At 61.0% G+C, this 16,653-nt stretch carries 17 protein-coding genes and 1 pseudogene; 10 read left to right on the top strand and 8 right to left on the bottom strand.

The annotated features are described in order from the left end of the window. Window positions 1-42 precede the first annotated feature (42 nt). Window positions 43-483, bottom strand: a complete 441-nt coding sequence (locus RGV33_RS19375) for a low molecular weight protein-tyrosine-phosphatase (RefSeq protein ID WP_322148707.1) — start codon at window positions 481-483, stop codon at window positions 43-45. Window positions 484-714: 231 nt separating this feature from the next. Here RGV33_RS19375 and rfaH point away from each other — a divergent pair, with 231 nt between their 5' ends. From rfaH to RGV33_RS19390, 3 genes are all read left to right on the top strand, one after another. Continuing rightward, complete coding sequence (gene rfaH / locus RGV33_RS19380; protein ID WP_322145675.1) at window positions 715-1,236, top strand: transcription/translation regulatory transformer protein RfaH; 522 nt, start codon at window positions 715-717, stop codon at window positions 1,234-1,236. 107 nt (window positions 1,237-1,343) lie between these two features. After that, window positions 1,344-1,652 (top strand): phosphomannomutase, encoded by a 309-nt coding sequence (locus tag RGV33_RS19385; RefSeq protein WP_322145676.1) that lies wholly within the window; start codon window positions 1,344-1,346, stop codon window positions 1,650-1,652. Further along, complete coding sequence (locus RGV33_RS19390) at window positions 1,649-1,996, top strand: hypothetical protein (protein ID WP_322145677.1); 348 nt, start codon at window positions 1,649-1,651, stop codon at window positions 1,994-1,996. Before RGV33_RS19385 ends, RGV33_RS19390 begins: the two co-directional genes overlap by 4 nt. On the opposite strand, the gene RGV33_RS19395 is transcribed toward RGV33_RS19390, so the two are convergent. Then, on the bottom strand, window positions 1,948-2,571 hold the full coding sequence (locus tag RGV33_RS19395) for a hypothetical protein (RefSeq protein WP_322145678.1): 624 nt from the start codon (window positions 2,569-2,571) through the stop codon (window positions 1,948-1,950). The two genes, RGV33_RS19390 and RGV33_RS19395, sit on opposite strands and share 49 nt — an antisense overlap. Before the next feature lie 410 nt (window positions 2,572-2,981). Here RGV33_RS19395 and RGV33_RS19400 point away from each other — a divergent pair, with 410 nt between their 5' ends. Continuing rightward, window positions 2,982-4,070, top strand: a complete 1,089-nt coding sequence (locus tag RGV33_RS19400; RefSeq protein ID WP_322145679.1) for an LLM class flavin-dependent oxidoreductase — start codon at window positions 2,982-2,984, stop codon at window positions 4,068-4,070. A gap of 814 nt (window positions 4,071-4,884) precedes the next feature. Here RGV33_RS19400 and RGV33_RS19405 read toward each other — a convergent pair. Then, on the bottom strand, window positions 4,885-5,679 hold the full coding sequence (locus RGV33_RS19405; protein WP_322145680.1) for a class II aldolase/adducin family protein: 795 nt from the start codon (window positions 5,677-5,679) through the stop codon (window positions 4,885-4,887). A 107-nt stretch (window positions 5,680-5,786) separates the two neighbouring features. Beyond that, the gene (locus RGV33_RS19410; protein WP_322145681.1) at window positions 5,787-6,692 is read right to left on the bottom strand and encodes a LysR family transcriptional regulator; all 906 of its coding nucleotides are present in this window, start codon (window positions 6,690-6,692) and stop codon (window positions 5,787-5,789) included. Window positions 6,693-6,911: 219 nt separating this feature from the next. On the opposite strand from RGV33_RS19410, the gene RGV33_RS19415 reads away from it, so the two are divergent. The 3 genes from RGV33_RS19415 to RGV33_RS19425 all read left to right on the top strand — a co-directional run bounded on the left by RGV33_RS19415 (window position 6,912) and on the right by RGV33_RS19425 (window position 10,171). Beyond that, the gene (locus tag RGV33_RS19415; protein ID WP_322145682.1) at window positions 6,912-7,535 is read left to right on the top strand and encodes a cysteine dioxygenase; all 624 of its coding nucleotides are present in this window, start codon (window positions 6,912-6,914) and stop codon (window positions 7,533-7,535) included. Then, window positions 7,532-9,112, top strand: a complete 1,581-nt coding sequence (locus RGV33_RS19420; protein WP_322145683.1) for a rhodanese-related sulfurtransferase — start codon at window positions 7,532-7,534, stop codon at window positions 9,110-9,112. Before RGV33_RS19415 ends, RGV33_RS19420 begins: the two co-directional genes overlap by 4 nt. Before the next feature lie 102 nt (window positions 9,113-9,214). Next, a complete protein-coding gene (locus RGV33_RS19425) occupies window positions 9,215-10,171 on the top strand; it encodes an ABC transporter substrate-binding protein (protein WP_322145684.1) in 957 nt (318 codons plus the stop codon). Between the two features lie 414 nt (window positions 10,172-10,585). Here the strand turns inward: RGV33_RS19425 and RGV33_RS19430 are convergent, their stop codons facing one another. The 4 genes from RGV33_RS19430 to RGV33_RS19445 form a co-directional block, all read right to left on the bottom strand. Further along, complete coding sequence (locus RGV33_RS19430) at window positions 10,586-11,473, bottom strand: LysR family transcriptional regulator (RefSeq protein WP_322145685.1); 888 nt, start codon at window positions 11,471-11,473, stop codon at window positions 10,586-10,588. 229 nt (window positions 11,474-11,702) lie between these two features. Then, window positions 11,703-12,320 (bottom strand): isochorismate family cysteine hydrolase YcaC, encoded by a 618-nt coding sequence (gene ycaC / locus RGV33_RS19435; protein ID WP_010171978.1) that lies wholly within the window; start codon window positions 12,318-12,320, stop codon window positions 11,703-11,705. Between the two features lie 25 nt (window positions 12,321-12,345). Next, complete coding sequence (locus RGV33_RS19440; RefSeq protein ID WP_322145686.1) at window positions 12,346-14,184, bottom strand: amidohydrolase; 1,839 nt, start codon at window positions 14,182-14,184, stop codon at window positions 12,346-12,348. Continuing rightward, complete coding sequence (locus RGV33_RS19445; protein WP_322145687.1) at window positions 14,181-14,771, bottom strand: antibiotic biosynthesis monooxygenase; 591 nt, start codon at window positions 14,769-14,771, stop codon at window positions 14,181-14,183. The genes RGV33_RS19440 and RGV33_RS19445 overlap by 4 nt, the downstream gene beginning before the upstream one ends. A gap of 170 nt (window positions 14,772-14,941) precedes the next feature. On the opposite strand from RGV33_RS19445, the gene RGV33_RS19450 reads away from it, so the two are divergent. The 3 genes and pseudogenes from RGV33_RS19450 to RGV33_RS19460 all read left to right on the top strand — a co-directional run. Further along, entirely contained in the window at window positions 14,942-15,373 is a 432-nt protein-coding gene (locus tag RGV33_RS19450; protein ID WP_322145688.1) for an AraC family transcriptional regulator, read from the top strand. An 83-nt stretch (window positions 15,374-15,456) separates the two neighbouring features. Beyond that, on the top strand, window positions 15,457-16,179 hold the full coding sequence (locus RGV33_RS19455; protein WP_322145689.1) for a pirin family protein: 723 nt from the start codon (window positions 15,457-15,459) through the stop codon (window positions 16,177-16,179). 136 nt (window positions 16,180-16,315) lie between these two features. Then, window positions 16,316-16,540: pseudogene (locus RGV33_RS19460) on the top strand (hypothetical protein); the annotation flags it as partial. Window positions 16,541-16,653 lie beyond the last annotated feature (113 nt).

Consider the following 16,653-nt stretch of genomic DNA (forward strand, 5'->3'; position numbering starts at 1 on the left):
GTCGGATTCTTAGCCTTTATATCGATTCAAAAGTAATGACGATCAGCGTACGAGACGCTGCGCCCACGCGTTTACGGCTTCTTCGATCAACGCATAAGCGTGCACAAAAGCAGCTTTCCCTTGGCGATAAGGGTCGCTGATCTCTCGCTCGCCTTGCCATTTCCCCAGCAGCAAGACCTTGCCTCGTGCCTCGGGAGCCATGCGCAGGACGGCACTGATGTGCTGCCGCTCCATCACCAGGATGAGGTCGGCTGCACTGATCGCCTGTGGCGCCAGTTGGGTGGCCTGGTGCTCATCGGCCGGATGACCATGGGCTTCAAGTACCGCACGCGCAGTGGCTTCAATCGGCTTGCCGACCAACGCGGCAATACCCGCAGAACTCACCTTGATCTCGCAGCGACTGAGCGCGCCACGCAAAAGGCTTTCTGCGGTGGGACTGCGGCAAATATTGCCAATACAGACAATCAACACGCTTTTAAACAAGGCACTCTTCCCCGGGTCATCCATTACCCCACAAAGTAATAACTTCAAGCTCATTACTTCACGGCAGTATTTATTACCATGGAACTTTAACTTCCCCCAAAATTATCGCCGGACAAAAAATAACACGCCGACATTTAACCAGACCTTTTATAACATTCATGACTGCGCAGCCTTTACCGGCTTTAAATTACATAACCGCCGAGAACGTTTTATGTAAACCGAGGAAGCTCCATGAGCGCACGTGCCCACACAGCCTGGTACTTGGTCCACTGTAAATCCCGACAGGACGCGCGCGCCGAGGAGCATCTTCAGCGCCAGGGCTATACCTGTTTCCGGTCTACCTACAAACGCGAACGGCTGATGAAGGGCCAGCGAAAGACCACGCAAGAATCGCTGTTCCCCGGCTATCTGTTTGTTCAAATGAGCCTGCAGGACAGCTGGAGCGCCCTGCGCTCGACCCGCGGCGTGGCACGGATCGTGGGCTTTGGCCCGCACCCGCTGGCGATCAGCGACGCCCTGGTGGGCGAACTGCAGGTACGGGAGCACCACGCGGTCGTGACTTCGCTGCTGCAACCGGGCGAGAGCGTACGCATCAACCAAGGGCCGTTTGCGGAACTGGAGGCGGTGTTTTTGGCCATGGACGGTGAGGAACGTGTGGTATTGCTGATGAACTTCCTGCAACGCGAACAACGAATCAACCTGCCACTGGCAGAAATCAGCCGAGTTCGAGCGAACGCCTGGCATAAAACTTAAACAGACAAAAATAACACCCAGCTATTTAACAGACTAAAACTAACATCCGGATACTTTTTCACAGCTTCAGAATAAAGTAATACGGGAATAAACAGCGAGGGACGGCCATGAAAAGTTCAAAGCTATTGGTAGAGCGTATCGGCCTGTTTCCCTCTTCGGGAAATATCCACGTCAAGGTGAACAGTTCAACCACGGTCGTTGAACGCATGCAGGTGTTGTATGCCAGCAACTCTCTGGACAGCGACGAATCCTGTACCGGGCTTTCAATGGTCTTTGCCGACTGGCGCTTCAAGTTGCAGGTGAGCAACCCGCTGTCCGTTTGCCTGTGTGTGGAAAGCCGCGGCGACAGCCATTTCATGCAAATTAAGACCGCCGAGTTACTTGCCAACATCTCCTGCACCGAGGAGCGGCCATGAGCATTTATGAGGACCTGAAACGTGCCTACGCCTTGAAAAGGCTCACCACCGCGTTTGAAGGTTTCGTGGGCCTGGCGCCCGACGAACAGTTACCCGCAGAGCACTTTGCGCGCAACACGCGAACCCTGGCGCACTGGCTGGATCATTTGCGCGGCAACGCGCCACTGGACATCACCGATACGCTGTTCAAGCAAATGAAGCGCTCCCAGCGCCGCGGCGATGCCCGACGCTTCAATTGCCAAACCGTACTGCTGGAGCTGCTGGTGGAGAGTAACCTGGCCCTGGACCTGGCGACTTACTCGGCGTTCAACGGCATGGAAGAGGCTCGCCAGGAAGGCTCCTGATGGGCCTGCTCGGCGCCTGAAACGGCCACGGCCACATGGTTGAGCAGTTTTTCGGCGTTGTACTTGGGCACCATCGCACTCAACAACAGAATCACCATCCCCCCACCGATCAAGGATGGGGAAACCTGCACGTCAACCACTTCAAGCCGCCACAGAAACGCCAGCGCCGCCATGCCACCCAGGAAGCCCCCGGCCAACGCCTCGTTGAGCGGGTGAATATAGGGGGCGACGCAATAGGCGCTGAACAAACCCGTGAGCAACATCCCGCCGATAGCCGCTGGCCAGCGCCAATCGGGGTTGACCCGACGCGCCACCAGGCTCATTGCCACCGGCACCATCAGCGAGGTGTTCATGGCGTGACCACTGAGCACGGCGATATCAAAGTGCTGAAGCGACACGCCCCAACCCTTGAAGAGCAACTTGCTGAACGCCACGATGGAATAGGTGCAAGCGATGGTCATCAGCCACCATTTGACCGCCTCGGGCCGGGAATACCAGAGCCAGACGGCGATCACCACTGCGGCCGGAATCATCACGGTGATGCCGCCATATTGCGCCAGTTCTTCGCGTATCAAAGTGCTGTTCCTTACCCGCAAGTTTTCCAGGCCCCAATGAGACCTCAGACCCGGGCAAAACACAACGACGAACCGCGGGCGCCCAGCAGCGTAACGAACTCGCCGGGGGCGATGTCCAGGTCCAGGCCATCGGTCGGGCTTCCTTCCTCATCAAGAACACCGCCAGGTGCGCCGCTGCGGTTTCATGCTATTCACATAAAAAACCTCAGTGAAATTCTATCTGGGAATAACCTAATGCTTTTTAAAATGCATATTTCTGATAACTAGTTAAAATTATGATTCTGTATTTTTATAATTAGGATAGAACCAATCGGCATTTTACAGGCCCGGGCGCCGGCCCTATTTTTAAGACCACAGACCGACCCCCTGCCCGGTGGAGGCTTTATTCCTGCCCTCAACAAGGACTGACCATGAGCATCGAATTTATCGGCTATATCGGCGGCCACCACGCTTCGGAGATCCACCCTCGCAGCGGCCCGACCTTGCAGCCCGACTACGTGGAAACCGTGGCCCGCGCCCACGAAGAGTCAGGCTTTGACCGCGCCCTGGTGGCCTTCCACTCCAACAGCCCGGACAGCACGCTGATCGCCGCTCATGCGGCCAGCGTGACGAAAAAGCTGCAGTTCCTGATTGCCCACCGGCCCGGGTTTGTCCAACCCACCCTCGCCGCCCGGCAATTCGCCACGCTGGATGTGTTCAACGGCGGGCGCACGGCCGTGCACATCATCACCGGCGGCGACGACCGTGAACTGCGGGCTGACGGCAGCCATATCGACAAGGACGAACGTTATGCGCGCACCGACGAATACCTGAGCGTGGTGCGCCAGGAATGGACCAGTGAAAAGCCCTTCGACCATCACGGCACCTACTACCGGTACGAGGGCGCGTTTTCGACGGTGAAGTCGCCGCAGCAGCCACATATTCCGCTGTACTTTGGTGGGTCTTCGGCGGCGGCCATTGCGGTGGCCGGCAAGCATGCGGATGTGTATGCGCTGTGGGGTGAGACCTACGAGCAGGTGAAGGAAGTGGTCACGCAGGTGCGGGCTGAAGCGGCCAAGCATGGGCGTACGGTTCGCTTCAGTTTGTCGTTGCGGCCGATTTTGGCTGAGACCGAGGAGCTGGCGTGGGCGCGTGCTGACAGCATTCTGGAGCAGGCTACGGCGCTGGCTGAGAAGAATGGGTTTGTGCGGCGTGAACCGCCGAATGAAGGGTCGCGTCGGCTATTGGCGGCGGCGGCTCAGGGTTCGCGTTTGGATAAGCGGCTGTGGACCGGGATTGCCGGGCTGCTGGGCGCTCAGGGTAACTCCACGGCGTTGGTAGGCACTGCTGATCAGGTGGCTGAGGCGTTGCTCGACTATTACGACTTGGGCATTACGACCTTTTTGATTCGTGGGTTTGATCCGCTGAATGATGCGATCGACTATGGCAGGCGGCTGATTCCGCTGACTCGGCGATTGGTGGCGGAGCGGGAGGGTCAGGCGGCTGTGAAAGTGGCCTGATTGAGGGGTTGGGGGTTGGGGGTGGATGGTGTGTATATCCGTTATTTAGGTAACGGCTGCTTATGGTTCCGCTCTTACAGCGGGTCACTTTTGAAAAGCGCAAAAGTAACCAAAACGCTCTGCCCCGCCTGTCGGCACCTCGCCTAGGCTCGGTGTGCCCTCACTCCGGCATTGCTCCGCGGGCCGCCGCGACGGCCCGTCCCTGGCCCGTCGCGGCTAAACCGGCGTCCTGCCGGTTTACCCGCTCCTCAATCCCTGCGTTCGGCCTCGGGCTGAATGGGGCAGTCAGATCAAGATCAAAAGCAAGAGCACGGCGGCCTGAAAGCCGACCTGAGTGTTAAAAGCCAAGGCAAAAGCTGTAGGAGCTGGCTTGCCGGCGATGCAGGCAACTCGGTTTTTCAAACACCCCGCGGCGATGCCATCGCAGGCAAGCCAGCTCCTACATTTGAAGCGTACCCGCGTTAGCTTTTGATCTGGCTTTTAAACACTCAAGCCGGCCTGTAGGCCGCTGTGTTCTTGATCTGCTTGTGATCTTGATCTTAGGCGCCCCGTCAACCACGCTGGCCGAACGCAGGCTTTGGAGCGTGGGTAACCCGGCAGGACGCCGGGTTAGCCGTCCTGGGCCAGGGATGGCCCATGACGGCGGCCCACGGTCCAAAGCCGGAGTGAGGGCACACCGAGCCTAAGCGAGGTGCCGAGTGGTGGGGCAAGAGCGTTTTGCTTACTTTTGCGCTGTTCAAAAGTGAGCCGCCGTAAGGGCGGAACCCATAGCCGCCCTGACCGCAGCAACGGATATGTACTCGATCCCACAGCCTCAGAGCTTGTAATCAATATCCGTACGCTCCAACTGCCGAATCAACGCATTCCAGTGCCGCGCCACCCCCGGCCCATCACCGCTCTTGAACACCTCGGCCTGCTTCTCAACCTTGGCCACCACCTCGGCCGGCGGAAAGATCAATTCAGCATTCCCCCCCGCCTGCGCCGCAATCTGGATATTGCACGCCCGCTCCAACCCCTGCAGTTGCTGAAACGCATGCTCAACACTCACCCCCGCCGTCAGCAGCCCATGGTTACGCAGGATCATCACACTCTTGTCCCCCAGGTCTGCCACCAACCGCTCACGTTCATCCAGGTCCAGGGCCACGCCCTCATACCCGTGATACGCCACGCGCCCGGAAAACCCGATGGAATGCTGAGAGATAGGCAACAAACCATCCTTCTGCGCCGACACCGCAATACCGTCGCGAGTATGCGTATGCAGCACTGCCTGCAGGTCGTGGCGAGCCGCATGGATAGCGCTGTGGATCACGTAGCCCGCGTAGTTGATCCCCAGCCCGGTAGGGTCATCGACGATCGTACCGTCGATGTCCACCTTGACCAGGTTCGACGCGCTGATCTCATCAAACAACAACCCAAAGGCATTGATCAGGAAATGCTCCTCAGGCCCCGGCACACGGGCAGAGAAGTGCGTGTAGATGTGGTCAGTCCACTTGTACAGAGCGGCCAGCCGATAGGCCGCCGCCAGCTTGACGCGCACCTCCCACTCTTGCGCGGTGACCCGCTGGCGGACGTTGTTCGAGACACTGGAGATCGAGGTGACGCTGCTCATGGCAAAACTTCCTGGATGGCCTTAAGGACTTCCAGGCGAGCCTAGGGGATGACCAAAAATAATAAAAAGCACATTTTAATCTAAGCTAATTATTATTTTTTTTCATATCAAGCTGCGCGGCGGATCTTGTGCAACGACGCCGCCACCAGCTTGCCAAACACATCCACCGGCCCCTGCAAATTACCGAGGAAGTGCGGGTAGATCAGCCACAGGTCCATCACCGGTTTGAAATCCTTCAACGGCATGGCCGCCAATTGATCGCGATGCACGCTGCGCTCCAGCAACGGGCGCGGCACCAGGCCAAGGCCCAGGCCGTCCGCCACCAGGCCCAGTTGCAGTTCGGTGCCGAAGGTCTCCAGGTTGACCCGCAACGCCAGCCCCTGGTCCGACAAGGTGCGTTGCAACCCGGCGCGAAAACCACAGCCATCCGGGTTCAGGATCCAACCGTTCTGGTACACGTGCGCCAGCTTGCAGGGCTTTTTCGGCAGTTGGGCCTTGGCACACACCACTACCAGTTCCATCTTGCCAATGGACTCGCCGACGATGTTGTCCGGGAAGATCTTGCCCGCCGGGAACAACGCCGCCGCTGCGTCCAATTCGCCGCGCTCGATCTTGCCCACCAGTTGGCTGCCCCAGCCGGTAGTCACCTGGGCACGCAGCTCGGGGTATTCAGTGCGCAGGTGCTTGAGCGCATCGAGCAGCACCACGTCACCGATGGTTTGCGGCACGCCCAGGCGCAGCAGACCGGTGGGCGGTGCGTCGGTGGCAACCAGTTCGCGCAGGGCGTCCATTTCCCGAAGGATCGAACGGCACTGTTCATACACCCGCGTACCGATCAAAGTAGGCTTGAGCGGCTTGGTGTTGCGGTCGAACAACTCCACCCCCAACGCCTGCTCGAAGTTCTGCACACGGCGAGTGATGGCCGGCTGGGTCAGTTGCAACGACTCGGCGGCATGGCTGATGGACTGGCAACGAATCACTTCGACAAAGGCATCGATATCGTCAATTTTCATTTGGGCCGCACATAGAGAACAGTCATTAAGATGTGTGAAAAGCATAGTTCCATTCCCCCTGGCTGGATAGCCCAGGGGCCGATAGATAACGTCTAACGCTATTCAAACCGGTTCTAAATTACTTTCGGCTATAACCTAATCATTAAAAAATAGCATATTAACTATAAACATTATGCTTAGATAAACCCATCACCACGAACCACCCACGATGGAATTGTCATGACCCAGGCCCGACACCCGGAGAGACTCAGAGCATTCATTGGCGCCCTGGCGGAATTGATCGACGGCAACCCTCGCGAAGGCGACCTGCTGCACCGCGGCGGCAAGCTGCTGGCGCAACTGGTGAGCCATGACGACTGGCTGCCAGACGAATTTGCCCAACCCAACCCCGAGCGTTACCAGCAGTTCCTGCTGCACGCCGATTCGCGCCAGCGTTTCAGTATCGTCAGCTTTGTGTGGGGGCCAGGGCAAACCACACCGATCCATGACCACCGGGTGTGGGGGCTGATTGGTATGCTGCGTGGCTCCGAATATTCACAGGGCTTTGAGCGTAACGCCGAGGGCGCATTGATCGCCGACGGCAAGCGCATCCAGCTGGAACCCGGGCAGGTGGAAGCCGTGTCGCCGAAAATCGGTGACATCCACCAAGTCAGCAATGCCTTCAGCGACCAGGTGTCGATCAGCATTCATGTGTACGGCGCCAACATCGGTGCCGTGCGCCGCGCCGTGTACCAGCCGGACGGCAGCGAGAAACTGTTTATCTCCGGTTATTCCAACGCCTTTCTCCCGAACATCTGGGATTTGTCCAAAGACGCCCTGTCCAAAGAGAGCCCTGCACTATGACTGCATCGAATCGCACCTTCGCCCGGATTCGCCAGGCCCTGCTGGACCATGAAGAAGTCGCCCTTGTAGATGTGCGCGAGGAAGCGCCTTTCGCCGAATCCCACCCCCTGTTCGCCGTAAATATCCCACTGTCGAAACTGGAGCTGGAGGTGTACTCGCGCATCCCGCGCCGGGATACCCACATCACCGTCTACGACAACGGCGAAGGCCTGGCGCAGATTGCCGCCCAGCGCTTGCAGGCCCTCGGGTATACCGAGGTCAGCCTGCTGGAAGGCGGCCTGGACGGTTGGCGCAGCGCCGGTGGCGAGCTGTTCATCGACGTCAACGTGCCGAGCAAATCCTTTGGCGAACTGGTGGAAAGCCAGCGTCACACACCGTCCCTGGCGGCTGAAGAAGTGCAGGCCTTGCTCGACAGCAACGCCGACGTGGTGGTGCTCGACGCCCGCCGCTTTGATGAATACCAGACCATGAGCATTCCCACCGGCATCAGCGTGCCCGGGGCCGAGCTGGTGTTGCGCGCCCGTGAATTGGCGCCCGACCCTGCCACCCGCATCATCGTCAATTGCGCCGGGCGTACCCGCAGCATCATCGGCACCCAGTCGCTGATCAACGCCGGCATCGCCAACCCGGTGTCGGCCCTGCGCAACGGCACCATCGGCTGGACCCTAGCCGGGCAGAAGCTGCAACACGGCCAGGCCCGACGCTTTGCGCCGACCTCGGAAGAACACCGCCAGGTCGCCGCCAAGGACGCCCGCCAAGTCGCCGACAAGGCCCGCGTAGGCCGCGCCACCCTCGCCGACCTGCAACGCTGGCAGCAGGAAGCGACACGCACCACTTACCTGTTCGACGTACGCACCCCGGAAGAATTCGAGGCCGGCCACCTGCCCGGCTCGCGCTCCACACCGGGCGGCCAACTGGTGCAGGAAACCGATCACGTCGCCAGCGTACGTGGCGCCCGCCTGGTGCTGGCGGATGACGATGGTGTGCGGGCCAATATGTCTGCGTCCTGGCTCGCACAGCTGGGTTGGGAAGTGCATGTGCTGGATGGCCTGCAACCTGCGCATTTCAGCGAAACGGGCAACTGGGTCGCTCCCGTTCCGGCGCCGCAGCAGGCCGAGTTGATCAGCCCGCACACCCTCGCCGAATGGCAGGCTCATGGCGACACCGCGATACTCGATTTCACCGCCAGCGCCAACTACGTCAAGCGCCACATTCCCGGTGCATGGTGGGCATTGCGCGCACAACTGCCCGAGGCCTTGCGCAAGGTGCCTGCTGCCGAACGCTACGTGTTGACCTGCGGCAGCAGCCAACTGGCGCGCCTGGCAGTGGCTGAAGTCGAAGCGCTGACCGGCAAGCCCGTGTTCCTGCTGCAAGACGGCACCGCCAGCTGGATCGCCGCGCAACTGCCGCTCGAGGAAGGCGAGACCCGCCTCGCGTCGCCACGCATCGACCGCTACCGCCGCCCGTACGAAGGCACCGACAACCCGAAGGAAGCCATGCAGGCCTACCTGGACTGGGAGTTCGGCCTGGTGGACCAGTTGGCCCGCGACGGCACCCATGGATTTTATGTGATCTGAACACCATCAGGGGCGAGCCCGCTCGCTCCTCTTCCCACTACCGGCCGACCCCTTCTCCAGGCGGAGGCGACTGAACGCAAGACCTGGCCTGGAGCCCGCCTGATGCGCTTTACCCTTGCCCTTTTATTGGCCGCTCTCACCCTGGGTGCTACCTGCCAGGCCGCCGACCTGCAACCTCTGCGGGTGGCCAACCAGAAATCCACCATCAAGGCACTGCTGGAAGTCGCCGGCGAAACCCGGGATGTGCCCTACGACATCCAGTGGTCCGAGTTCCCCGCCGCCGCGCCGCTGGGCGAAGCCCTCAACGCCGGCGCCGTGGACATCGGTGCCCTGGGGGATGCGCCCTACGTGTTCGCCCTTGGCGCCGGAGCACCGCTGAAGGTGGTGAGCATCATCCACGCCGAAGGCCGCAACACCACCGCGCTGATTGTTCCGAAAGACTCCCCGATCCACGATCTCGCCGACCTCAAGGGCAAGCGTATCGTCACCACGCGTGGCTCCATCGGGCACTTCCTGGCGATCAAGGCGCTGCGCAGTGCCGGCCTTTCGACCCACGACGTGCAGTTCATCTTCCTGCTGCCCAGCGAGTCACGGCTGGTGCTGGATAACGGCACCGTCGATGCCTGGTCGACCTGGGACCCGTACACCACCGTGGTCACCAGCCAGAGCCAGGCAAGGATCCTCGCCAGCGGCAATAACCTGTTGAGCAATCACCTGTACCTCGCCGCCACCAGCAAGGCGATCGCCGACAAGCGCGTGCAGCTGGACGACTTTGTGGCCCGGGTCGACCGCGCCTACCGCTGGAGCAACGAGCACCCCAAAGAGTACGCCGCCGCCATGGCCAAAATCACCGGCCTGCCGCTGGAGGTGCATATCGCCGTGGCCAACGACACCCATATGCAGCCGGTCGCCATTGACGACTCGGTGATCAGCGGCCTGCAAACCACCGCCGACACCTACCAGCAAGAAGGCCTGCTGACCAAACACATCGACGTCTCCCAAGGCTTCGACCAAAGCTTCAACGCCAAGCGTGCCCCGCTTACCCAGGCTTCGCGCTGAAAGGAGAGAGAACATGAGCAAACGCCGACGGAAACTCGGTGCCACGGTGCACGGCGTCGGTCACGGCTGGGGCGAATGGCGCCACCCGCAGGCGCGACCCTGGTTCGAAGCGGGCGCTACAACCTCTGACACCCCCGCTATCTCAAGGAGCGAATCATCGCTTTTACCCGCAGGGAACTGATTTCCCGTGTTGCCGCCGTGGGCGGTTATTCCGCCGCGGTCACTGGACGCGGCGACGGGGCATCAGGGACTTCGACGACGAGCAGCTTTTCAACGCCGGCCCCGCGCGCATTCTCAGCCACCACCAAAAATGCTGTTAATCCCTGCACCGCAAAAACCTGTTTGGCAGGGGTACCTCTGTTGAGGTGCTTTGTGTGGTGAGGGGGCTTGTCCCCCTTACCGCAGGACAAGCATCTAGCAACCGCCGGCCAGGCGTTCACGCAGGAATTCGATCAACGCCTGCACCGGGCGCGAGCTTTGGCGATGCTGGGGGTACACCGCCGAGAGCGTCAGGGGCTCGGGGGCGAAGTCTTGCAGCAGCGTCACCAGTCGGCCGTTTTGCAGGGCCTCGAGGACGATAAAGTTCGGCAGGTAGCTGATGCCCAATCCAGCCACGGCAGCGTCGCGCAGCAACTCACCATTGTTGACACGCATGCGCCCGCTGACGCTGCGGGTGTGGGGTTTGCCGTCAACCTTGAAGTGCCATTGCACCTGGCGCCCGTGCCCATAGGGCAGGCAGGCGTGCTCGGCCAATTCGTCCGGCGTCTGCGGCGTACCGTGTTCGGCCAGGTAATCCGGGCTGGCGCAGTACACCCGCTGGATGCTGGCGATGCGGCGAGCGATCAGGGTCGAGTCTTCGAGGGTGCCGATGCGCAGCACCAGGTCGTAACCTTCGCTGATCAGGTCTACCGGACGGTCGCTGAGGTCCACTTCCACACTGACATGGGGGTGACGTTGCAGAAACTGTGGCAGCAGGCTGCCCAGGTGGGCCATGGCGAAGGACAGCGGTGCGCTCAAGCGGATGGTGCCCCGGGGCTCGGTGTTTTGCCCGGCGATGCCCTGCTCCACTTGCTCGACTTCACTGAGCAGGCGCAAGGCGGATTCGTAGTAGCTCTGGCCCAGCGGCGTGACATCCAGGCGGCGAGTGGAGCGGTTGAGCAGGCGTACGCCCAGGCGCTCTTCCAGCTGGATCAGGCGACGGCTGACAAATTGCTTGGACAGGCCAAGGTGTTCGGCGGCAGCGGTGAAGCTGCCGGATTCCATGACCTGGCAAAACAGGCGCATGTCTTCGAAGGGGTTCATTGTCGCTTCTCGGTGGACGCTGAAGCTCTTTATAACCGGGTTGTCGCATCGCCACCAATCAAATATCGATACCCCTGTGGCGAGGGGGCTTGCTGTGGCGAGGGAGCTTGCTGTGGCGAGGGAGCTTGCTCCCGCTGGAGTGCGAAGCGCTCCCAGGATTTTTGGGGCCGCTACGCAGCCCAGCGGGAGCAAGCTCCCTCGCCACAAGGAGGTTGCTTCAACCCTGAGGTTACTTGGCCGCCAGCGCCGAGTAGCTGTTCATCAGGTTGCGGTAGTTGGGAATTCGCGGCGACAACAGGTTGGCCAGGCCTTCCATGTCATTGCGCCAGTCCACCTGCAGCTCGCAGGCCACCGAGAACCAGTTCACCAACTGTGCACCGGCAGCGGTCATGCGCGCCCACGCCGCCTGTTGCACGGTTTCGTTGAAGGTGCCAGAAGCATCGGTGACCACAAACACTTCAAAGCCTTCGGCCAGGGCCGACAGCGTCGGGAAGGTCACGCACACGTCAGTCACCACACCGGCGATGATCAGTTGCTTGCGCCCGGTGGCTTTCACCGCCTTGACGAAATCTTCGTTGTCCCAGGCATTGATCTGGCCAGGGCGCGGGATGTATGGCGCGTCCGGGAACAGTTCCTTGAGCTCTGGCACCATCGGGCCGTTGGGGCCGCTTTCGAAGCTGGTGGTGAGGATGGTCGGCAGTTTGAAGAACTTGGCCAGGTCCGCCAGGGCCAGCACGTTATTCTTGAACTCGTTGGGCGAGAAATCCTGCACCAGCGAGATCAGGCCGGTCTGGTGATCCACCAGCAGTACCACGGCGTCATCTTTGTTCAGGCGTTTGTAAGTCATGGGTACAGTCCTTTGGGGGGTTGATTCAGAAGGCAAAACACGAGCAGCCAAACGCGCCCCAGAACCCCTGGAAGTCGCTGACCGGCACGTTCGAGAGACGCGCCCGTTCATGGCTATGGGAGTGCACGCCACATGGGCCGCTGCACTGGTGCACCTGGGCCTGCAGCGGCGAAGTCGGGCGCCAGTGGCCCGGCACCTTGGCCACCGGCGACCAGTCCGGCAGCACCGGCACACTGGGTGGCGCGAGGTCTTCAAAGTCGCCGGCGCCGTACACCACCTTGCCGCCGACTACGGTCAGTACTGATTCGATCCACTTGATGGCTTCTTCGTCGACGCTGAAGAAGTCCGCCGACAACGCCGCCACGTCCGCCAGTTGGCCGACCTTGATCTGGCCTTTCTTGCCCTGCTCGGAGGAGAACCAGGCGCTGCCATGGGTGAAGAGTTCCAGGGCCGTCAGCCGGGGCAAACCTTCGGCGTGCAACTCCAGCCCGCCCACGGTGCGGCCGCTGACCATCCAGTACAGCGACGTCCAGGGGTTATAACTCGACACCCGCGTGGCATCGGTGCCGGCGCCCACCGGCACGCCTTCGGCGAGCATGCGCTTGATCGGCGGCGTGGCCTCGGCCGCCTTGGCGCCGTAGCGCTCCACAAAGTACTCACCCTGGAACGCCATGCGGTCCTGGATCGCAATGCCGCCACCCAACGCCCTCACCCGCTCGATGTTCTGCGGCGTGATGGTTTCGGCGTGGTCGAAAAACCACGGCAGGCCGTTGAACGGGATGTCGCGGTTGACCTTTTCGAACACGTCGAGCATCCGCGAGATCGATTCGTTGTAGGTGGCGTGCAGGCGGAATGGCCAGCGCTGTTCCACCAGGTGGCGCACCACCGGCTCCAGTTCCTGCTCCATGGTCAGGGGCAGGTCGGGGCGCGGTTCGAGGAAGTCTTCGAAGTCGGCTGCCGAAAACACCAGCATTTCGCCGGCGCCGTTGTGGCGCAGGTAGTCGTCGCCCTGGTGCAGGGTCACGCTGGAGGTCCAGTGCTTGAAGTCGCTGAGTTCTTCCTTGGGCTTCTGGGTGAACAGGTTGTAGGCGATGCGTACGGTCAGTTGCTCATCCTTGGCCAACTGCTCAATCACCGCATAATCATCGGGGTAGTTCTGGAAACCGCCGCCGGCGTCGATCGCGCTGGTGAGGCCCAGGCGGTTGAGTTCACGCATGAACTGGCGGGTGGAATTGACCTGGTATTCCAGCGGCAGTTTCGGGCCCTTGGCCAGGGTCGCGTAGAGAATCATCGCATTGGGCTTGGCCACCAGCATGCCGGTGGGGTTGCCGTTGTGGTCGCGCACGATCTCGCCGCCGGGCGGGTTGGGTGTGTCTTTGGTGTAGCCGGCCACGCGCAGGGCGGCGCGGTTGAGCAAGGCGCGGTCGTACAGGTGCAGCACGAACACCGGGGTGTCGGGCGCAGCCTGGTTGAGTTCGTCGAGGGTGGGCATGCGTTTTTCGGCGAACTGGAATTCGTTCCAGCCGCCCACCACCCTCACCCACTGCGGCGTGGGCGTGCGGTCGGCCTGGTCCTTGAGCATGCGCAGGGCATCGGCCAGGGACGGCACGCCTTCCCAGCGCAGTTCGAGGTTGTAGTTCAGCCCGCCACGGATCAGGTGCAGGTGCGAGTCGTTAAGGCCTGGGATGACGGTGCGGCCCTTGAGGTCGATGACCTCGGTACCACTGCCGCGCAGGGCCATGGCTTCGCCGTCGGTGCCCACCGCGACAAAGCGTCCCTCGCGAATCGCGACTGCGGTGGCGCGGGGGTTTTCACGGTCCACGGTGTGGAACTGGCCATTGAACAGAATCAGGTCGGCGTTCATAGGGTTTCCTTTACAGAGGCTTCAAGCCAGGGAGCGAACAGCCGGGTGGCCGCCGGCATCAGCAGGTACACCACCAGCAGGACGATGGTCAGGGTGACCAGGAAGGTCGCGACCAGGTAGTTGGATAAAAACGGATGCAGCCTCAATACCGGGCCCCAGATGATCGGCACCAGCAAGGTCAGCGGCAAAATCACCAGCAGCGTGACCACCGCCTGTTTCCAGCGGGGCGGCTTGGCGGCGGCATCGGCCAGGGGCGAGAACCAGAACTCGTTTACCGCGCCGACTTCCGTCTGGTCGCCGTCGGCCAACATCGGCGTCACTTCATTGACCAGTTCCTGGCGCTGCGACGAATCGAGCCAACGTTCCAGGTCGTCGGTGGAGCGATAACGCAGCACGCAGGTGAACAGCGCCAGCCCGCCCTGCTTGCTGCGCACCACGTCGACGCCGAGGTGGCCCGGGCGCTCGCCGGCAATGCGCACGATGCGCCGCAGCCAGGCTTCGTAGTCGGCCTCAAGGCCGGGTTTTATGCGGTGCTTGACCACCAGGGTCACGACCTCGTCCGGCCCGCCCTGCGCTGTTGAGTCCATCGTGCCCTTCCCCTGGATGCTTGAACGTTCGCGCCAGTGTGCGACGGCACGATGCAGAAAAATTGCATGTATGTGCTCTGCTCAAGAGAAGCCTATAGCGGTCTACACTGGGGGTTCATTCGCCGGTAAGGTGTGTGAAAACAAGTGCCCATCGACCACGGATATCGATCATGGCTCAACCAGCAGCTGCAACCGGGACGCTGTGTTCCGAACGGGAACAAAGGGTCAAGCAATTGATCCTCGCCAACCTTGCCGAAAGCCTGGAGGTGACGGCACTGGCTCGCGCCTGCGAACTGTCGCGCAGCCACTTTTCCCGGGCCTTCAAGCGCACCACGGGGGTGTCGCCGCAGGAATGGATTCGCCAGCAACGCATCAAGCAAGCCAAAGTGCTGATCACCGGCTCGGCCCTGAGCCTGACGCAAATCAGCCAGGAATGCGGGTTCTGCGACCAGGCGCACTTCTGCCACCTGTTCAGCCGCAGCGAAGGGCTCAACCCAATGGCCTGGCGCAAACTTCAGCTGCGCTACCGCCATCATCTGCGGGTGGCACAGCTGGCTATAGTCAACCGCAAAGAGACAGTCATTCCGATTCCAGCTTCTTAATCAACCTATCGATAACCATTAATCTTCTCCTCACACCGAAGCCCTGCATCTCGCAGCCAAGCTTCCCTTGAGGAGAACACCCCATGCTGACCCTTCGCAAAGCCTCGGAACGCGGCGCCGCCAATCACGGTTGGTTGAAGTCGTTCCACACCTTCTCGTTCGCCAACTACTGGAACCCCAAGGAGCAGGGTTTTTCCGACCTGCTGGTGATCAACGATGATCGTGTTGCCGCCGGCAAGGGCTTCGGGCAACACCCGCACCGCGACATGGAGATTTTCTCCTATGTGCTCGAAGGCGCCCTGGAACACAAGGACACCCTGGGCACCGGCTCGGTAATCCGCCCCGGCGATGTGCAACTGATGAGCGCCGGCAGCGGCGTGGCCCACAGCGAGTTCAACCACAGCCACACCCAGGGCGTGCACTTCCTGCAAATCTGGATCGTGCCGGACGTGGCGGGCGCCGAACCGCGCTATCAGCAGGAGCATTTCACCGAAGCGCAAAAACGCGGCCGGTTGCAGTTGATCATCTCGCCGGAAGGCACCGATGGCTCCCTCGGCGTACGCCAGGATGCGCGGGTGTATGCCGGGCTGTTCAACGGTTTTGAAACTGCCAGCCTGGCCCTGGCCCCGGAGCGCTACGCCTACATCCATGTGGCGCGGGGCAGCGTTGAAGTCAACGGCCAACGCTTGCATGAAGGCGACGGTGCCCGCGTACGCGATGAGCGAGAGATTTACCTGAGCCATGGCGAGGATGCCGAGGTACTGGTGTTTGACCTGCGCCCTCAGGAACTGCCTGAAATGCCCTGATGGCCGGCGCGATGGCCCGTGAAAGCGGGCTATCGCTGGCGTCGATAGTCACCATCAGCCCAATGAAGTTCTCTAAAAAAATCCACCGCGTAACATCACATCCATACCAACCAACGACTTCCCGGAGCACACACTCATGAAACGCCAACTCTTGTTTAGCCTCGCTTTCTCGGTACTTGCTGTAAGCGCCTTTACCCAACCTGCGCTCGCTGAAGGCGGCGCGGATCGCTTGATGGACAGCCGCGTGGCTGAGGGTGGTTCTGACCGTTTGCTGGAACGTCGTGTGGCTGAAGGCGGCGCTGAACGCCTTCAAGGCAACCGTGTAGCTGAAGGTGGTGCTGACCGCCTGATGGAAAACCGCGCATAACCCCTGTTGTTCGCGGTACACCCCCAGCCGGCCTGATCAGCCGGCTTTTTTTCGCCTGCGGTTAAACAGCACCACAAACCCTGTGGCGAGGGAGCTTGCTCCCGCTG

This window comes from Pseudomonas sp. Bout1 (assembly GCF_034314165.1).
Classification (GTDB): domain Bacteria; phylum Pseudomonadota; class Gammaproteobacteria; order Pseudomonadales; family Pseudomonadaceae; genus Aquipseudomonas.